The organism is Aquimarina hainanensis (assembly GCF_042684685.1).
GTDB classification, from domain to species: domain Bacteria; phylum Bacteroidota; class Bacteroidia; order Flavobacteriales; family Flavobacteriaceae; genus Aquimarina; species Aquimarina hainanensis.
Window position 1 is genome coordinate 43,997 of the sequence record NZ_JBHULX010000017.1, and the last position, 17,359, is coordinate 61,355.

16 protein-coding genes are annotated in these 17,359 nt (G+C 34.9%); 7 read left to right on the top strand and 9 right to left on the bottom strand.

Features of this window, described 5'->3' with window-relative positions:
• Position 1 precedes the first annotated feature (1 nt).
• The 6 genes from ACFSTE_RS09725 to kdsA form a co-directional block, all read right to left on the bottom strand.
• Positions 2 to 289 carry a hypothetical protein gene (locus tag ACFSTE_RS09725; RefSeq protein ID WP_378256567.1) on the bottom strand — a complete coding sequence of 96 codons (288 nt, stop codon included), beginning with the start codon at positions 287 to 289 and terminating at the stop codon, positions 2 to 4.
• Positions 286 to 747: a hypothetical protein gene (locus ACFSTE_RS09730; protein WP_378256565.1), complete on the bottom strand. Its 462-nt coding sequence runs from the start codon at positions 745 to 747 to the stop codon at positions 286 to 288. The genes ACFSTE_RS09725 and ACFSTE_RS09730 overlap by 4 nt, the downstream gene beginning before the upstream one ends.
• A 57-nt stretch (positions 748 to 804) precedes the next feature.
• Positions 805 to 1,098: a winged helix-turn-helix domain-containing protein gene (locus tag ACFSTE_RS09735; RefSeq protein WP_176029113.1), complete on the bottom strand. Its 294-nt coding sequence runs from the start codon at positions 1,096 to 1,098 to the stop codon at positions 805 to 807.
• Positions 1,099 to 1,151: 53 nt separating this feature from the next.
• Complete coding sequence (locus tag ACFSTE_RS09740) at positions 1,152 to 1,760, bottom strand: hypothetical protein (protein WP_176029114.1); 609 nt, start codon at positions 1,758 to 1,760, stop codon at positions 1,152 to 1,154.
• Positions 1,761 to 1,931: 171 nt separating this feature from the next.
• A complete protein-coding gene (locus tag ACFSTE_RS09745; RefSeq protein ID WP_254883993.1) occupies positions 1,932 to 2,777 on the bottom strand; it encodes a hypothetical protein in 846 nt (281 codons plus the stop codon).
• Between the two features lie 51 nt (positions 2,778 to 2,828).
• Positions 2,829 to 3,647: a 3-deoxy-8-phosphooctulonate synthase gene (gene kdsA / locus ACFSTE_RS09750; protein ID WP_176029115.1), complete on the bottom strand. Its 819-nt coding sequence runs from the start codon at positions 3,645 to 3,647 to the stop codon at positions 2,829 to 2,831.
• A 162-nt stretch (positions 3,648 to 3,809) separates the two neighbouring features.
• Between kdsA and typA the strand changes: the two genes are divergently transcribed.
• The 4 genes from typA to ACFSTE_RS09770 all read left to right on the top strand — a co-directional run bounded on the left by typA (position 3,810) and on the right by ACFSTE_RS09770 (position 7,733).
• Complete coding sequence (typA, locus tag ACFSTE_RS09755; protein ID WP_176029116.1) at positions 3,810 to 5,609, top strand: translational GTPase TypA; 1,800 nt, start codon at positions 3,810 to 3,812, stop codon at positions 5,607 to 5,609.
• A 99-nt stretch (positions 5,610 to 5,708) separates the two neighbouring features.
• Positions 5,709 to 5,933 carry a uroporphyrinogen decarboxylase gene (locus ACFSTE_RS09760; protein ID WP_176029117.1) on the top strand — a complete coding sequence of 75 codons (225 nt, stop codon included), beginning with the start codon at positions 5,709 to 5,711 and terminating at the stop codon, positions 5,931 to 5,933.
• Positions 5,934 to 6,039: 106 nt separating this feature from the next.
• The gene (locus tag ACFSTE_RS09765) at positions 6,040 to 6,378 is read left to right on the top strand and encodes a tRNA-binding protein (protein WP_176029118.1); all 339 of its coding nucleotides are present in this window, start codon (positions 6,040 to 6,042) and stop codon (positions 6,376 to 6,378) included.
• 113 nt (positions 6,379 to 6,491) lie between these two features.
• Entirely contained in the window at positions 6,492 to 7,733 is a 1,242-nt protein-coding gene (locus ACFSTE_RS09770) for an O-antigen translocase (RefSeq protein ID WP_378298120.1), read from the top strand.
• Positions 7,734 to 7,763: 30 nt separating this feature from the next.
• Here the strand turns inward: ACFSTE_RS09770 and ACFSTE_RS09775 are convergent, their stop codons facing one another.
• Positions 7,764 to 8,447 (bottom strand): cell division ATP-binding protein FtsE, encoded by a 684-nt coding sequence (locus tag ACFSTE_RS09775; protein WP_176029120.1) that lies wholly within the window; start codon positions 8,445 to 8,447, stop codon positions 7,764 to 7,766.
• Positions 8,448 to 8,675: 228 nt separating this feature from the next.
• Here ACFSTE_RS09775 and ACFSTE_RS09780 point away from each other — a divergent pair, with 228 nt between their 5' ends.
• The 3 genes from ACFSTE_RS09780 (at position 8,676) to ACFSTE_RS09790 (ending at position 15,272) form a co-directional block, all read left to right on the top strand.
• Entirely contained in the window at positions 8,676 to 11,696 is a 3,021-nt protein-coding gene (locus ACFSTE_RS09780; RefSeq protein ID WP_378256556.1) for a tetratricopeptide repeat protein, read from the top strand.
• A gap of 33 nt (positions 11,697 to 11,729) precedes the next feature.
• The gene (locus ACFSTE_RS09785) at positions 11,730 to 13,472 is read left to right on the top strand and encodes a TonB-dependent receptor (protein ID WP_378256554.1); all 1,743 of its coding nucleotides are present in this window, start codon (positions 11,730 to 11,732) and stop codon (positions 13,470 to 13,472) included.
• A gap of 174 nt (positions 13,473 to 13,646) precedes the next feature.
• Entirely contained in the window at positions 13,647 to 15,272 is a 1,626-nt protein-coding gene (locus ACFSTE_RS09790) for an amidohydrolase (protein WP_378256552.1), read from the top strand.
• 138 nt (positions 15,273 to 15,410) lie between these two features.
• On the opposite strand, the gene ACFSTE_RS09795 is transcribed toward ACFSTE_RS09790, so the two are convergent.
• Complete coding sequence (locus ACFSTE_RS09795) at positions 15,411 to 16,334, bottom strand: M43 family zinc metalloprotease (RefSeq protein ID WP_378256550.1); 924 nt, start codon at positions 16,332 to 16,334, stop codon at positions 15,411 to 15,413.
• Between the two features lie 214 nt (positions 16,335 to 16,548).
• Entirely contained in the window at positions 16,549 to 17,319 is a 771-nt protein-coding gene (locus ACFSTE_RS09800) for a hypothetical protein (protein WP_378256548.1), read from the bottom strand.
• Positions 17,320 to 17,359: the final 40 nt, after the last annotated feature.

The following is a 17,359-nucleotide window of genomic DNA, read 5'->3' on the forward strand; positions in this document are numbered from 1 at the left end:
TTTAGATTATAAAAGAGAGGTATCCCAGACAAATAGGGATATTTAATAGAAATAGACTAATTGTTAGTAAATTTTCTTTGTAGTTTTTATACTTGTAAAAAGTGTTAACCAATAGAGCTACAAGCATGGCGCTATTAATGGCAAAGGCGATAATCAGGTAAGTGTATCCGGTAGTTATAAAAAATCCTCTTGGATAGATTATATAGGTTAGTAATAAGCAGCTGCCTATTAAAAAGCTGACAAAAGCGAGTAATAACGCATTTCTGTTTATAGGTTCATTAAATTTCATAAAGGTGTTATTGAAAAAATAGTTTGTAATTCTTGTGTGTTTTTGTTTAGTAGAGGGCGGTAGTTTAATTGATGAAAAGAGAAAGCTCTTTTCCCGTAGTGATATGCGGTATTGAATAGCTGAATTTTATCCAGATATAAAGGAGTGCCCAGTAATAGTACCGCATAGAGATATGCGCTTCTTTTTCCATTGCCAAGCAAATAATATTGCATAGCAATCTCCTCTGGTACCGAAGTGCCAATGTTAGTTAATACATGGAATACATCGTGATTTTCTAACTTTTCCTGAGGAGAGAAGTTATTGCTTTTTAAGAAAAGACCTAATTCGTAACCAAGTGTTTTTTTGGGATAGGTCAATAAGTTTGTTATAGATAAATTCCAGGCTTTATTTGTTTTAAACCACTTTTGATAAGGGATTTTACTGTAGTTGTATAGTATTTCTAATAATTTTGTTCTCATGTTTTAAAGTACTTTGAATTTCAAAGTTTATGTATAAAAAAATATACCTTCTTCCTTTTATTGTTTTAATAGTTTCTCTATTGCTTCTACGTGTTTTCTGAATGCGATACGCCCCTCTTTAGTAGTGCTGTATCTCGTGTTAGGCTTACGCCCGATAAAAGATTTTTCGACATTGATATAGTTTTCTTTTTCCAGTGCTTTAGTGTGGCTTGCCAAATTACCATCGGTGACTCCGAGAAGCTCTTTTAGAGTTTTAAAATCAGCATATTCATTAACCATCAGAATAGACATGATTCCCAATCGAATTCTATGGTCAAAAGCTTTATTTATATTATTGATGATGCTGCTCATGAATATATGATTTCAAAATAATTGATCAGTTGCAAAGGTTACAAAAGTTTTATTTAATTCTTATCATCTTTAAGATAAACAATGCTTCCATAAATTATATGCATAAAGCCAAAGCCTATGATCCAGAACCAAAAACCATATCCGGGAAACATAGCGCATATAAGACCTAATACAATCTCAGTATATCCTAAAAATTTTACATTGCCAATAGTGTATTTAGAAGCATTTACTAGTGCCAGGCCATAAAAAATAAGCATTAAGGAGCCTGTTAAACCGTAGTGATTACTGGATATCTTTATCAAGATATAGATGCCTCCTGTGACTAAAGGAACCAAAAATGCAGTTAGTAACCTCCTGGAGGTGCCATTCCATAGCGATTCATTGTTTCTTTTTGCTTTCTTATGACTTAGGATTACAGCCGTGATAATACTTAGAATTGCTACGGCAGCGAGATCGATTAATACATATGTAAATATCTTTCCATCTAAGATAAGTTGCTTTCGACCACTGCTCTGAACCAGGTAATAGGCAATTGTAGCCCCGATTAATGCGTAAATTCCAGCTAAAATTCCGGATAATCCGCTAAGGGAGAAAAAACGAGATGATTTATTCATCAAATCTTTAATCTCTGATAAGTCTTTTAAATAATTTTCCTTACTCATTATAAAGTACTTTGAAAAACAAAGTAACATAAATATTTATTAGAAACCAAACTTTAAAAAAAAAATAGAGAGGAGAGAAGGGGGATATAAGAATGAAATATACATTTAAGAAGAAAAAAAAGGTATTTCTTTTTAAAAGAAATACCTTCGTTGTATATGGGTGATACTGTTCTAGAAAACTTTAAAAATTCCTCCAAAAGTTATATTCTGTTGCAAGAAATTAAAGTGTTGTTTTGCACTATCGGCTTTACTGCTAGTGGTACGAATATTCGGCATATCAATAAACCCTCCTTTTAATTCGGCTTGCAGGAAGAAATATTTAAAGAAAGTAACATTGATACCAGCTTTTAGAGAGACTCCATAACCTGATAAGTGGAATTGATCATATCGATCTTTGTTAAGAACTTTGGCATTGGTTTTAGGAATGAGCACTCCTGCACTAAATCCTTCAGTGATATTTAATTGTATTTTATCGGGGTTCCAGCCAAAAAAGTCTCCCAGATTATCAACTCTAGCGATCTCCAGGTTGACATAATTCAAACCGTCTGTATGTTCAAAGGCGACGAAATCTTCATATAGAACTTGTTCCTGCTGGTTGTAAGTCCCATTGAAGTAGGTTGTACCTTCATTATCTTCCGTTAGGTAGATATCTCCAGATATTCTTGCTGTCTGATATTGTTCCATTACATATTTCATATGATCAAGACCAATAGATGCATTCCAGTTATCATGGAAATAATATCCGATTCTGGCATTTGTTTGTGGAATGGTGAGGTTAGCAGGGTTTAGGTATTTGTCATAACCAATAGGCTTGGTTACTTTGTCATGTGCTTTGGCATTGTGAATAGTGAAATCATAATTCTCACCTTCAAAATGAATATTTGATTTACTGTATTGGGAAACGTTCCAACCCCAATAAAAATAAAATTTGCCTTTGTTTTTTGTTCGTAATCGTTTGCTTCGTACTTGTGTTTGGGCTGTACCCGTTTGTCCTATTGCTGTATAACATGTAGTCAAAAGCAATAGATAAAGAAATGGAGCTTTTTTCAATGTAGTAGTATTAACTTTTTATAGTGAATTAATAGTTTGTCGAATTTGTACGAGGTTATAAAGTAGTTTTTCCAGGTGATCTAAGTGAAGCATATTTGCTCCATCACTTTTGGCATTGGCAGGGTCGAAGTGAGTTTCCATAAAGAGACCGTCAACTCCAGTAGCAATCCCGGCTCTGGCAATAGTTTCGATCATGTCAGGTCTTCCTCCTGTAACACCACTTGATTGGTTAGGTTGTTGTAAAGAATGTGTTACATCTAATACAGTAGTACCAAATGATTTCATAGTAGGAATTCCTCTGAAATCAACAATCATATCCTGATACCCAAACATTGTTCCCCGATCAGTAATCATGGCATTGGTATTCCCGCTATCTTCAACTTTTTTTACAGCATGCTGCATTGCTTCAGGACTCATGAACTGCCCTTTTTTTAGGTTTACTGTTTTACCGGTTTTAGCAGCGGCTACCACAAGGTCGGTTTGGCGAACTAGAAAAGCAGGGATCTGTAAGATATCAACATATTCCGCAGCGATTACAGCATCTTCATTTTCATGAATATCGGTTACCGTTGGAATTTGAAAAGTTTCACCTACTTTTCGAAGGATTTTTAAGGCTTTTTCATTTCCAATACCGGTAAAGCTATCAATTCTGCTGCGATTTGCCTTTTTGAAAGACCCTTTGAATACATAAGGTATCTTAAGTTTGGAAGTGATTTCGACTACTTTTTCGGCAATTTTTAATGCCATTTCTTCCCCTTCGATAGCACAAGGTCCTGCAAGAAGGAAGAAGTTATTAGAATCCAGATTTTTTAAATTTGGAATGTTTTTAAGATCCATGACAGGTAAATTTTAAGCCGCAAAGATAGGAGTTTTTCTTGTTTATAATCCTAGATTCCCAAGAGTTTAACTACTTGTATTAAGTCCATTTTAAATATGCAGTAAATATTGTAGATTGTGTCGAAATATCTCGTACATTTGCAGCCTTAAATTCTGGCGTATATGACTGCTATAAAAAACATTGCGATAATTGCTCACGTAGACCATGGTAAAACGACATTGGTAGACAAAATTATGTATCACTGTCAATTATTCAGAGAGAATGAGAATACGGGTGATCTTATATTAGATAATAATGACTTAGAACGAGAAAGAGGAATCACTATTACCTCTAAAAACGTATCGGTTACTTATAAAGGAACTAAAATTAATATTATTGATACTCCAGGTCACGCCGATTTTGGTGGAGAAGTAGAACGTGTTTTAAACATGGCAGATGGGGTATTACTATTAGTTGATGCTTTTGAAGGTCCCATGCCGCAAACCCGTTTTGTATTACAAAAAGCGATTGATTTAGGGCTAAAACCCTGCGTTGTTGTAAATAAAGTTGATAAAGAAAACTGTACCCCTGATGAGGTATATGAAAAAGTTTTCGACTTAATGTTCGAATTAGGAGCAGAAGAATGGCAATTGGAATTCCCAACAGTATATGGTTCAGCGAAGAATAACTGGATGAGTAATGACTGGAAAAAACCAACGGATTCCATAGAACCATTATTAGAGATGGTGATTGAACACATTCCATCTCCAAAAGTGGAAGAAGGAACTCCTCAAATGTTAATCACCTCCTTGGATTTCTCATCATTTACAGGAAGGATTGCTATTGGACGTTTACAAAGAGGTGCACTTACCGAGGGAATGCAAGTATCGCTTGTAAAAAGAGATGGGGCTATTAAAAAGACAAGGATTAAAGAGCTTCATACATTCCAGGGACTGGGAAGAATGAAAGTAGAAAAGGTTGAAGCAGGAGATATTTGTGCATTAGTAGGATTGGAAGGTTTTGAGATCGGTGATACAGTAGCGGATTTAGAAAACCCGGAAGGATTACAAACTATTGCCATTGATGAGCCAACTATGAGTATGTTGTTTACGATTAACGATTCTCCGTTTTTTGGAAAAGATGGAAAGTTTGTTACTTCTAGACATATCAAAGAAAGGTTAGAAAAAGAATTAGAAAAAAACCTGGCATTAAAAGTAGAAGAAACAGATAGTGCTGATAAATTTATGGTCTATGGTAGAGGAGTACTGCACTTGTCTGTATTGATAGAAACGATGAGACGAGAAGGTTATGAACTACAGATAGGACAACCACAAGTAATTATCAGGGAAATAGACGGAGTCAAATGTGAGCCTGTAGAAGAATTAACCATTGACCTTCCGGAAACGGTTTCAGGTAAAGCTGTAGAAATGGTGACACTGAGAAAAGGAGAGATGCTGAGTATGGAAGCAAAGGGAGAGCGAATGATCTGTGAGTTTTTGATTCCTTCTAGAGGGATTATAGGACTTCGTAATCAGTTGCTTACAGCAACAGCTGGAGAAGCTATTATGGCACACCGTTTCAAAGAATATCAACCGTTAAAGGGAGATATCCCAGGTCGCATCAATGGGTCATTAGTATCGATGGAAAAAGGAACAGCCATACCTTATTCAATAGATAAACTACAGGAAAGAGGAAAGTTCTTTATCGATCCGGGAGAAGATATTTATGAAGGACAGGTAATTGGAGAAAATTCCAGAGGAGATGATATGACTGTTAATGTTACAAAAACTAAAAAGTTAAGTAACGTTCGTTCGGCAGGAGCTGATGATAAAGCTAAAATTGTTCCTGCTATTAAATTTTCTTTAGAAGAAGCGCTGGAATATATCCAGAAAGATGAATATGTAGAAGTAACTCCAAATCATTTAAGGTTGCGAAAAATCTTTCTGACAGAAGTAGAAAGAAAACGAAACAAAATCGTCTAAAATATAAGTAATACATCGAAAAAAAACTCACGATAAGTCGTGAGTTTTTTGCTTTATAAGCTTTTTTTACTAATTATGTTGAAAATAAAATTATTAAATATGGAAGAAACTATGTTGGTTGATATTGTGGGGTATTTTGCTTCATTTATGGTCTTAATATCATTTTTGATGAAAAACATAAAAACCTTACGATTGGTTAATTCTATTGGCTGTATAGCGTTTATTGTCTATGGGGTTTTGTTGAATTGGTCATTGCCTATTATAATAACCAATGCTGCAATTGTGCTGATTAATATTTATTACCTTTTTGTTAAGAAAGCATAAGAAATTTGAAGAAGAATAGTTTTATTTTATAATAAAAGAAGGTTCATGGATCAAAAATAAACAGGAAAGATACCTGCTCATGAGTAACTAAATAAAAACAAATAAGATGGAAAATAATTTGAGCTGGAAAGAGTTTATACATGTGGAAATGAGAGTAGGAACTATTATCAGTGCAGAAGAATTTAAGGAAGCAAGAAATCCTGCTTATAAACTGATTATCGATTTTGGGGATTATGGGACAAGGAAAACATCTGCACAGATTACTGATTTTTATTCGCCGGATCAATTAATAGGAAGGCAGGTGGTGGCAGTTATTAATTTTCCGCCAAAACAAATTGCCAATATGATGAGCGAATGCCTCGTCTTGGGCGCTGTAAATGAGCGTAAAGAAGTAACATTATTACATCCGGATATGAAGGTAAAAAATGGAGAAAGGATTGGATGAACGTATTTTTTTAATAGACTGATAATAAATAAAATGAACTCAAGGGGGATAGAGGTCAAAAAAATAATACCGGAAGATTGGAATTTCTGATAAGAAAGATAAGAAGACATTTTATGTCTTTTAGTGGGATTGGTACTTCTGTAAGGTTCGTTGCAGATATGATCGTCACTAAAGTAATAGCTCTTTTGCTTGGAACAGAAGGAATAGCTCTGTTAGGAAACCTAAAGAATGCGGTGACCTCTATGAAGACCATAGCTACTTTGGGATTGTTTGATGGGGTGGTCCAAAAAGTATTAGTAGTTAAAGATGATAAAGAAGAAATGAAAGCACTGTTATCCAGTGCATACTTCATTTGTTTTGTAGTTACGATGGTATTATCTGCCTGGTTGTACTTTGATCCTATTTTTTGGAATGATGTAATTTTTGGGAAGCCATACGATTTCTCTTATATTTTTAAACAGCTTGGTATCGCATTATCATTCTATGGGGTTAATGTCTTGTGTACTTCTATTGTTAAAGGGTTTTCTAAATACAAAGTATATATATTACTCAACATGGTAGGGAGTCTTTTAGGACTGTTTATTACGCTTATATTGGTTTGGGAATTTCGATTAGAAGGAGCTTTTATAGCGATAGTGTTAAATCCTGCAATCTCATTATTTGTAACCATCGTAATTATATCGAATCAAAAGAATTTTGCAAAGCTCCTTTGGGCGAACAGAATTTCTAAAAAATATATCAAGCAATTAGCTCCTTATGCAATCATTGGGATTCTGTCAGGAGCTATCTTTCCTTTTGTGAAGATTAATATCAGAAATCAGATTGCATCCTTATACGGAATGAAAACCGCAGGGTATTGGGAAGCAATGCAGCAAATAAGTGATCACTATTGGTTGTTTTTTATAGGAAGTCTCACAGTGTATATCTCTACAAAGCTGAGAGTACGTTATGCAAAAGATACTTTTAGAGATGTAGTAGAGGCGTATCTAAAAGAAATTATGCCTTTTGTCGCAGGTTGTTTTCTAATTATTTTTGTGTTCAAAAAAGAAATTATCTCATTCGTACTATCTGTTGATTTTATGCCGATGGAAGCTGTTTTTAAATGGCAGTTAATAGGGGATTTCTTAAAAATGATAACTCTTGTTTTTTCATATCAATTGGTTGCTAGAGGATGGTTTGTGCAGTATGTTGTAATTGAACTGATTTCTGTAGCTATATTTTATGGGAGTAGTGTATTCTTAATAAACGAATATAGTTTTGTAGGAGGGGCAATGGCGTATACACTGTATGCAGCGTGTACCTTTCTTTTCACAGTATTACTGTTTAAAGATGTATTTATCATTCGAAAAAACTAAAACTAACAAGATCGAGGATTACCGAGACGACTAACCTTTTCTTTGAACTACTTCAAATACCTTATTTCCATCGCATTTTAATGTTTTGGAAGGGTATTTTAACAGCAAAGCATAATCATGGGTAGCCATCAATATTGTATTCCCCTGTTTATTGATGTCCTGCAATACCTCCATTACTTCTACAGAGGTTTGAGGATCTAAATTCCCGGTGGGTTCATCCGCAAGAATTAATTCGGGATCGTTTAGCAAAGCTCTTGCAATAGCTACGCGTTGTTGCTCCCCTCCGGATAATTGATAAGTGAACTTGTTTCCTGAGTCCTTCATGTCTACTTTGCTTAAGACTTCATCTATTTTACTATTCATCGCTTTTTGATCCACCCATCCAGTAGCTTTGAGAATAAACAAAAGATTCTCTTTTACGGTACGATCATTCAGGAGTTTGAAATCCTGAAAAACAATCCCTAGTTTTCTTCTCAAAAAAGGAATTTGTTTTTCTTTTAATGCTCTCAGATCAAAATCAACAATACTTCCTTCTCCTTCCCGTAGAGGAATATCCCCATACAAAGTTTTCATAAAACTACTTTTACCAGTTCCGGTTTTTCCGATGAGATACACAAAATCCCCTTTGTTAATTGTCACGTTAATTTCAGAAAGGATTAAATTCTCTCGTTGGTATATAGAAGCATTTTTTAAATAAAGAACCGAATCTGGCATAGTTTTTTATAATGTTTAATAAGTATCAGTAAAAGTAAAAAGTTTAATGAAAATAGTATAGTTATGAAAATTGTTTTTTTTACTTTTTATTGTGTAGCCCTGTTAAAAAAAAGCCAAATGTAATTATCTCTAAAATATTTCGTTATTAAAATGAAGATTACGCTATCTTTAACGCAAAAACCACTCAAGGGATACAATAGTTACTTTTGGATTGTAATACATAACTAAATGAACAAATACATCACTTTGGTGCTTTTTGTGGTAGTCCTGTTTACTACTACTTCTTCAGCACAACAATCTGCCATTTATACCAATGATTTAGTTTTATTTCACCAGGCGATGGAACTGTACAATAATAAGCAGTTTCTGGCAGCTCAAAACCTGTTTGATAAGGTGAAAAGTGAAGTAAAAGACGAAAATATTCAGGCAGATTGTGCATACTATATAGCCAATTGTGCAGTGTGGTTGAATCAAAAAGGAGCTGATACATTAATGGAGGATTTTGTAGAAGAGTATCCTACCAGTGTTAAGCGAAATGCAGCATATCTAGACGTAGCTAGTTATTATTTTGACCATGGAAAATATGCCTATGCCAGAAAGTGGTATGATAAAGTAGATACCAAAAATATGAGTAGATCCGAATTGGAAAAATATAATTTCAATAATGGATATGCATATTTCAAAATTCAACGATTTAATGAAGCAAAAAAATACCTGAATAAAGTTCAGGATTCTGAAAAGTATGGAGCACAGGCAAAATATTATTTGGGATTTATAGCCTATGAAGGAGATAACTATAAGGAGGCAAACGAACTTTTTGATGAGGTGAAAGATTTAAAAGAATACAATAAGAATCTTTCATATTTCCAGAGTGATATGAATTTTAAATCGGGAGATTTTAGAGGAGCAATCAGAGAAGGAATCGCTCAATTACCGACCTCAAAAGCAGCTGAAAAATCGGAGCTTAACAAAATCATTGGCGAGAGTTATTTTAATTTGGAAGAATATGAGAAAGCTATTCCTTATCTCAAAGCTTATAAAGGAAGAAAAGGAAAATGGAGTAATACCGATTATTATCAGTTGGGATATGCATTTTACAAGCAAAAATCATATGAAGAAGCAATCTCAGAGTTTAATAAAATTGTCGATGGACGCAATGCCATTTCACAAAATGCATATTATCATTTGGCAGAATCATATCTGAGAACGGATAAGAAACAGCAGGCATTACATGCTTTTAAGAATGCATCAGAAATGAATTTTGAGCAACAAATAAAGGAAGATGCTGCTTATAATTATGCTAAATTGAGTTATGAGATAGGAAACTCTTATAAAACGACTCCACAAGTACTATTAGGATATTTAAAAGAATACCCGAATTCAGAATATAAAGATGAAATCAATGAGCTGTTGATAAGCTCTTATCTAACATCCAAAAATTATAAAGAAGCAATGGATCTGTTAGAAAGAAGCCGAAACTTTGAGGATAAGAAAGTATACCAAAAAGTAGCATTTTACAGAGCTGTTGAGCTATTCAATGAAGGCGACTATCCAATGGCGATACGTTATTTTGATAAATCATTATCAGAACAACGGGATCCTGTATTTACAGCCAGAGCGATGTATTGGAAAACGGAGTGTCAGTATGTTCTAAATGATTTTGAAGAAGCACTACTGGGATATAAAGAGTTTAAGTCCAATAGCAGTGCTTCTCAATTAGAGGAATTCAGAGATATAGATTATAATCTGGCATATACCTATTTTAAATTAAAAAAATACGAACAAGCGGCTTTTTATTTTGATGTATTTCTGAAACAAGGAAATGCAGATAGTGTAAAAGAAGCAGATAGTTATTTGAGAATGGCAGATTGTCATTTTATATCCAGAAAATACTGGCCCGCTATGGAAGCCTATAATATGGCAATTAAAAAAGGAGGAGCTGATGCAGATTATGCACATTATCAGAAAGCGATTAGTTATGGTTTTGTCAATAAGAATGATCGTAAAATTGAAGACCTGCTGGCGTTTCTGAATAACTATCCGAATTCAGTGTATAAAGATGATGCTTTGTATTCTTTAGGGAATGTGTATATCTCGGAGCAAAAGATTAACAAAGGAATTGCAGCTTATGACAGGATTATATCAGAAACCCCCAAAAGTTCATATGTGGCAAAAGCAATGCTAAAACAGGGATTGGTATACTATAATGAGAATCAGGGAGACAATGCGCTGTCTAAATTTAAAAAAGTGGTAGCAAAATATCCAGGAACAGAAGAAGCAGTCCAGGCAGTTAATACAGCTAGATTAATTTATGTTGATATGGGAAGAACAGATGAATATGCTTCCTGGGTAAAAGGTTTGGGGTTTGTGAATGTAAGTGATGAAGATCTGGATAATACTGTATTTGAAGCAGCAGAAAAACAGTTTCTAGAGAATAATGAGTCTGCTGCTATTCATGGATTTGAGAAATATTTAGCACAGTTTCCAAAAGGACTACACGCTACTAAAAGCCATTATCATCTGGCAGAGTTACTTTTTAAGAAAAAAGAAAAAGAGGCAACCATTCCTCATTACCTATACGTGCTAAATCAGCCTAGAGGTGAATTTACAGAGCAGTCTTTAGCCAGGCTTTCGCAGGTTTATCTAGAAGATAGAAAATATGAAGAAGCCATTCCGGTTCTAGAACGATTGGAAAATACAGGAGACTATCCCCAGAATATCATTTTTGCACAATCAAATCTGATGAAATCCTATTATCAATTAGTGAACTACAGAAAGACCATTTTGTATGCAGAAAAAGTGTTGTCTAACCCCAAAATAGAAAAAGATGTAAAAAATGATGCCCATTTATTTATAGCAAGAGCAGCTTTGCAAACAGCAGATGTGTCGAGAGCCAGAGCAGCTTATAAAGAAGTAGAAAAGAGTGCAACCGGAGAATTAGCCGCAGAAGCATTGTATTACAATGCGTATTTTATACATGAGTCAGGGGAGTACAAAGCATCGAATGAAGTCATTCAGAAACTGGCAAAAGAATATTCCGGTTACCGTTTATATGGGGCAAAGGGATTAGTACTCATGGCAAAGAATTTTTACGCATTAAAAGATGCATATCAGGCAACATATATCTTAGAAAGTGTAATTACTAATTTTTCAGAACTTCAGGATGTGGTAGCAGAAGCTAAAACAACCCTTCAAAAAATTAAAGCAGAAGAATCCAAAACGAATTCATCTATACAAACTGACCAATAATACCTTCAAAAAAAGTAAATAGAAAAGAGTTTTATGATTAAGAATATCCATAAAATAATAGCATTAGTAGGGATAGGGCTTATGAGTTCTGTTGGGATGGCACAAGAAAAAGAAGAAGAAACCATAGGTACAGAGCGGGTCGTGATCGTGAAGGCATATACTCCTACAATCAGTGATGCTTTTAAAATAAAATCAATACCCTCTGTAAAGGATTCGGTAACACAGCAAAAAAAAGAACTTAACTATAGTATTTTTTCAGTACCTGTCGCTTCTACTTTTACACCGGTAAAAGGAAAAGCTGCCGCGATAGAAAAACCAAAACAAGCCAAGTTGTATGATAATTATGCAACCCTTGGTTTTGGAAATTATACATCAGTATTGGCAGAGTTTTATAGTAATTTCCAGTTAAATCGTTCTGATAATATGGGGGTGTATCTGCATCATAATTCCTCTCAGGGAGGAATTGATGACTTGGTGTTGGATGATAAGTTTTACAATACCTTTCTCGATCTGAATTATACTTCCAGAACCAGAGATGTGGTTTATGGAATTGAAGCAGGAGGAGAACATAAATTAATAAACTGGTACGGACTTCCCGCAAATTCTATTCTAACAACAGCACAAATAGATGGAATAGAAGAACAACAAAGCTATTATGGAGTAAAAATAGGGGCTCAACTGGAAATAGAAGATGCCATGCTGAAAAAAGGACAACTAGAGTATCGTTTTTTTGGAGATGCATTTAATACTTCGGAACATCGTTTACAGATAAAACCAACATTCGAATTTGAGGTAGCAGATGAAGTAATCACCACCAAAGTAATAGCTGATTATTTAGGAGGAAGTTTCGAAAGGAATAGAGGTTCATTGTCACAAATACCGAATGAGTATAGTGTTTTTAATATTGGAGTAGCTCCAAGTTTAATTATATTGAGAGATCATCTGTCTGTGCAATTAGGAGCATCAGTATTCTATAGTATGGACATAGAAAACAGTGATAATGATTTCTTTATTTATCCTAATATTACGGCGTCCTATAGGGTGTTAGAAGACGCCGTTATTGCATATGGAGGAATCGAAGGAGGCTTATCTCAAAACTCATATAGAGATGCTGTTATAAAAAACCCATTTGTATCACCTACGTTGTTTTTATCTCCGACAAGTAATCAATTCGATGGATATATTGGTCTTAAAGGAAAATTGTCAGATATGGTTACCTATAACTTTAGAGGAAGTTATATATCAGAAATGGATAAAGCCCTTTTGGTAAATAATCCCAGAACAACGTTGTTACTAGAAGGGTATGATTACGGAAACTCCTTTTCATACCGATATGATGATATGAAGACAATAAAGGCACTTGGAGAAATAGGATTTGCTATCAGTAATAGATTTAAATTGGGAGCATCTGTAACGTATTTTAATTATTCTATGGACAGAGAACAAGAAGCATGGAACCTTCCGGAAATTGAATCTTCGTTAACGATGGATTATCAAATTACAGATCAATGGTCTTTTGGAGCGCAAGTTTTTTATGTAGGAGAGAGAAAAGAGTTGGATCATGCAACTTTGACAATTCCTTCAGTGGCACAATCTGTAGTAGAACTGGATAGCTTTATAGATGCAAATATTAATATAGGGTATAGATTCAATGATAGATTATCGGTATTTGCCAAAGGGAACAATCTTTTGGGAGAAACATATGAAAAGTGGATTAATTATCCAGTTCAGGGAATTCAAGTACTAGGAGGGGCAACCTATAAATTTGACTTTTAATTTTTTTTAGCAAATTGAAAAAAGTTTAAATCACTTCAAAGAAAAATATAGGGGGTGGAACCCTATAAAGAAGCAAAATCTTTTGTAGAAGCGTAGTTTTTTGTTTTTAGAATAATAGGATATGGTTATTTTTAGCATATCTATAAACAAACTCTAACTTAAAAATACGCTAATATGAAAAAAATAATGGGGCTTCTTTTGGGAGGTTTATCACTGGTAGCATGCAAACAAGAGAAAGAAAAAGTTGATTTACTAGTTTATAATGCCAATATCCATACAGTTGATTCATTGCTTCCCAAAGCAACAGCTTTTGCAGTAAAAGAAGGTAAGTTTATTGCTGTTGGGGCAAGTCATGATATTCAGGAAAAATACCATGGGATACAGCAATTAGATGTCAAAGGAAAAACGATTGTTCCAGGGTTAATAGATGCACATTGTCATTTTTATGGATTGGGGATGCAGCAGCAAAATGTCGATTTGGTAGGAACCAAAAGTTTTGATGAGGTGGTTGAGCGGGTAGTAGCTTTTCAAAAGAAAAAACAAGTAAAATTTATTAGGGGAAGAGGATGGGATCAGAATGATTGGGAAGTGAAGGAGTATCCGACCAAAGCAATTTTTGATAGCTTGTTTCCAAATATCCCAGTAGTTATCACTAGAGTAGATGGTCATGCTATGCTAGCCAATCAGGCGGCTCTCGATTTGGCAAAAATCACAAAAGACACCAAGGTGTCAGGAGGTGAAATAGTTTTGAAAGACGGAGCGCTAACAGGAGTATTGATCGATAATCCAATGAGCCTTATAGAAGCAATTATTCCCAAACCCAGTAGTAAGGAACAGGCTCAGGGGTTAAAAGAAGCAGAAGCAATTAACTTTAGTTATGGCTTAACTACCGTAGATGATGCAGGGCTGGCACCTGAAGTTATTCAGCTAATAGATAGTTTGCAAAAAACAAAAGAATTGAAGATACGAATCTATGCAATGATTAGTAATACTCCGGAATATGTGGCAACTTATCTAAAAAAAGGACCTTATCGGACGGATGTCCTAAACGTATCGTCTTTTAAAGTATATGGAGATGGTGCTTTGGGATCGAGAGGAGCAGTACTTAAGAAACCATATACTGATCAGGAAAACCATTATGGAGCTATGGTAATCGGAGTTGCCGAGTTCAAAAAATTAGCTCGGAAATTAGCTGCTTCTCCTTTTCAGATGAATACTCATGCTATTGGAGACTCAGCAAATGCAGTGGTAATGAATACCTATTATGAAGTGCTGAAAGGGAAGAAAAATCGCCGATGGAGAGTAGAGCATGCACAGGTAGTTGATTCATTAGAGTTTGATATATTAGATGATAATTTAATTATGAGTGTACAGCCAACTCATGCTACCAGTGATATGTACTGGGCAGAGCATAGGTTGGGGACGCATAGAATTAAAGGAGCATATGCTTATAAAACACTTCTTAATAAAACGGGAAAACTAGCCTTAGGAACCGATTACCCGGTAGAACAGGTGAATCCATTTTATACTTTTTATGCAGCGGTAGCAAGAAAAGATTTGCAACAATATCCAAAAGAAGGGTTTTATAAAAATGAAGCCTTGACCAGAGAAGAAGCCTTGAAGGGCATGACATTATGGGCAGCGTATAGCAATTTTGAAGAATACGAAAAAGGAAGTATTACGCAAGGGAAATTTGCTGATTTTGTAATTCTCAATCAGGATATTATGTCGATAACTGAAGATGAAATCCCTGATACAAAGGTGATGTCAACATATTTAGGAGGGGAGAAAGTGTATTGATAAATAACATAAAAAAGACTCCTGATCGAATTTTTTTGATGGCAGGAGTCTTTTCACTAAAACTAAAAAAAGCGTTTTTTTGGCAACTATTTTCAAAATCCAAAATCTGATTATCTATAGTTTTACTGATATCGTGATCTAATTATTTTTGATATTAATATACAGTGCTCTTCTTGGGCTTCCCGGATTAAAAATAGCTCTCATTTTTTCTTTTTGTCCTTTGGTAAACATATGCATGACATCGTCATCAGCATGATTCATGAAATTCATAAACATATCATTGCTTCCACAGGATGTTTGAGGGTGTTTTGGTTTACCATAATAAATTCTGGATTGTTGTGGGGTATCTTTGACATCGTCAGAAGATGAGCAGTTGAATGCAGTCCCATAAGTGTGTTTAAGTCCCAACCAATGCCCGATTTCATGCGTAGCAGTTCGACCTTTATGCACACCATTTTGTAGTGGAGCTAATGTTCCAAACGCATTGGGGTCAATGGCAATTCCGTCAATTCTCGGATCATCTCCAGGAGCACTGGAGAAGGCATATGCTACTTGATTATCTATATCCCTGAAATAAGCAATCCATATATTTAGGTACTGATCGTTTGGCCAGGCATCTTGCCCTCCTTTATCCGTAAAAAAAAGTGCCAGATCTTCTATAGATTCCCCTTCATCTCTTTTTCCATCAAAGCCGGTAACATTTCCCATGGTTCTGATGATTCCTTTAGTAGGTTGTCCTTCCGGGGATGTTGTTGCCAATTTGAATTCTATTTTAATGTCTGCAATAAAAGGTTTGAATTCATCAGGTGTTTTAGAAAGATCTTCATTTTTCATTCTGAAATCCTGATTCAAAACCTTGATTTGCGATTTGATTTTATCATCGCTTATTTCAAAAGGTTCCGGAGCGTAGTTAACTACATGTACCACTACTGGAATAGTAATTATTTCATCTTGCCCCACAGATGTATTGTTGTCTTCTTCAGGGATGGTGCTATCATCGCCAGAACAAGAAATGAGAATACAACTAAGGCTAAAAAAGACAATAGTTATCTTTTTTTTCATAGGATTAGGATAGGTTTATTACATTGCTAAGAGGAGAGATTGTGTATAATGTATTTGTATACCATACTGACAATCTGGATATCATATGTTTTCCCCTTACAGCGAAGATATAAAAGCTTTTATATCTCGAATCCTGCCTTAATATAAGTTTAACAGTCAGAGGGTGTTAAAAAAAGAGGGTGAATAAAGCCAGGATCAATGGGGGAAAAACAGTTCATTTTCCACCGTTAGCTTGTAAGTCGGCAATGCATTGAGGGTCTAATGAAGGAATCCCATTCCCTAAGATACTCATCATTGAATTTCCGAATTCAATGGTTGCTCCCATCAAACATCCTGAAATATTACAATGACCTTTAGCAGTGAGGTCTTCATGAGGTGTTACAGTAGGCGTTCCTACATTTACCAATCCTAATAAGTGCGCAAATTCATGATGAAGTGCTGCTGTCTCTATAATAGGTAAGGTCGGAGCATTGATGGTATTACTCAATTCTTTTAAGGTGTCTTCATAGATAACTATAGATGTATTGAGGTAGGCAGTTCCAAGGGTCTTTTTAGTAGCTGTATCTTTTTCGTTTTTGCCATCTGCAAAATAAATATAGACTGATATTTCGTCTCCTGTATTATAGGAGGTGCGGGTGTTGTTTTCTATTTGAGCAATTTCTTCAATTGTAAAAGGAGCAAGGTTAGAAGAGGCTACTGTACGTTGTTTAATGGTGATGCCATCAGGTTTATGAAGCCGATCAGTTAAGAATTTTCTTAAACCATTGATAGCTTCTATTGTAGGTTCCGCTCCTTTGACAGATACAATTTCCAATGTGATTCCTTTGTAATTTATATCACTTAGGAGATCATTAGCAGAGGTTCCTACCCCTTTTTTATTTGCCATTTGCGCTTCGCTGAATGCTGGGGAATCATCTTCTGTACTACATGCAGTAAACAAGATTGAACTTATCAGTAAAAGACTTAATAATTTTGTAATTTGCATAAAATGAGTTTTCCAGATAAACGAGCGTTAGTAAAATTAA

What these genes read in the sequence shown, in the direction of transcription:
- ACFSTE_RS09740 (WP_176029114.1), bottom strand. Translation starts at nt 1,760, where the DNA reads ATGAGTAAGGAAAATTATTTAAAAGACTTATCAGAGATTAAAGATTTG.
- ACFSTE_RS09725 (WP_378256567.1), bottom strand. Translation starts at nt 289, where the DNA reads ATGAAATTTAATGAACCTATAAACAGAAATGCGTTATTACTCGCTTTT.
- ACFSTE_RS09785 (WP_378256554.1), top strand. Translation starts at nt 11,730, where the DNA reads ATGATTAAGAATATCCATAAAATAATAGCATTAGTAGGGATAGGGCTT.
- ACFSTE_RS09790 (WP_378256552.1), top strand. Translation starts at nt 13,647, where the DNA reads ATGAAAAAAATAATGGGGCTTCTTTTGGGAGGTTTATCACTGGTAGCA.
- ACFSTE_RS09735 (WP_176029113.1), bottom strand. Translation starts at nt 1,098, where the DNA reads ATGAGCAGCATCATCAATAATATAAATAAAGCTTTTGACCATAGAATT.
- ACFSTE_RS09795 (WP_378256550.1), bottom strand. Translation starts at nt 16,334, where the DNA reads ATGAAAAAAAAGATAACTATTGTCTTTTTTAGCCTTAGTTGTATTCTC.
- ACFSTE_RS09730 (WP_378256565.1), bottom strand. Translation starts at nt 747, where the DNA reads ATGAGAACAAAATTATTAGAAATACTATACAACTACAGTAAAATCCCT.
- ACFSTE_RS09760 (WP_176029117.1), top strand. Translation starts at nt 5,709, where the DNA reads ATGGAAGAAACTATGTTGGTTGATATTGTGGGGTATTTTGCTTCATTT.
- ACFSTE_RS09800 (WP_378256548.1), bottom strand. Translation starts at nt 17,319, where the DNA reads ATGCAAATTACAAAATTATTAAGTCTTTTACTGATAAGTTCAATCTTG.
- ACFSTE_RS09765 (WP_176029118.1), top strand. Translation starts at nt 6,040, where the DNA reads ATGGAAAATAATTTGAGCTGGAAAGAGTTTATACATGTGGAAATGAGA.
- typA (WP_176029116.1), top strand. Translation starts at nt 3,810, where the DNA reads ATGACTGCTATAAAAAACATTGCGATAATTGCTCACGTAGACCATGGT.
- kdsA (WP_176029115.1), bottom strand. Translation starts at nt 3,647, where the DNA reads ATGGATCTTAAAAACATTCCAAATTTAAAAAATCTGGATTCTAATAAC.
- ACFSTE_RS09770 (WP_378298120.1), top strand. Translation starts at nt 6,492, where the DNA reads ATGTCTTTTAGTGGGATTGGTACTTCTGTAAGGTTCGTTGCAGATATG.
- ACFSTE_RS09780 (WP_378256556.1), top strand. Translation starts at nt 8,676, where the DNA reads ATGAACAAATACATCACTTTGGTGCTTTTTGTGGTAGTCCTGTTTACT.
- ACFSTE_RS09775 (WP_176029120.1), bottom strand. Translation starts at nt 8,447, where the DNA reads ATGCCAGATTCGGTTCTTTATTTAAAAAATGCTTCTATATACCAACGA.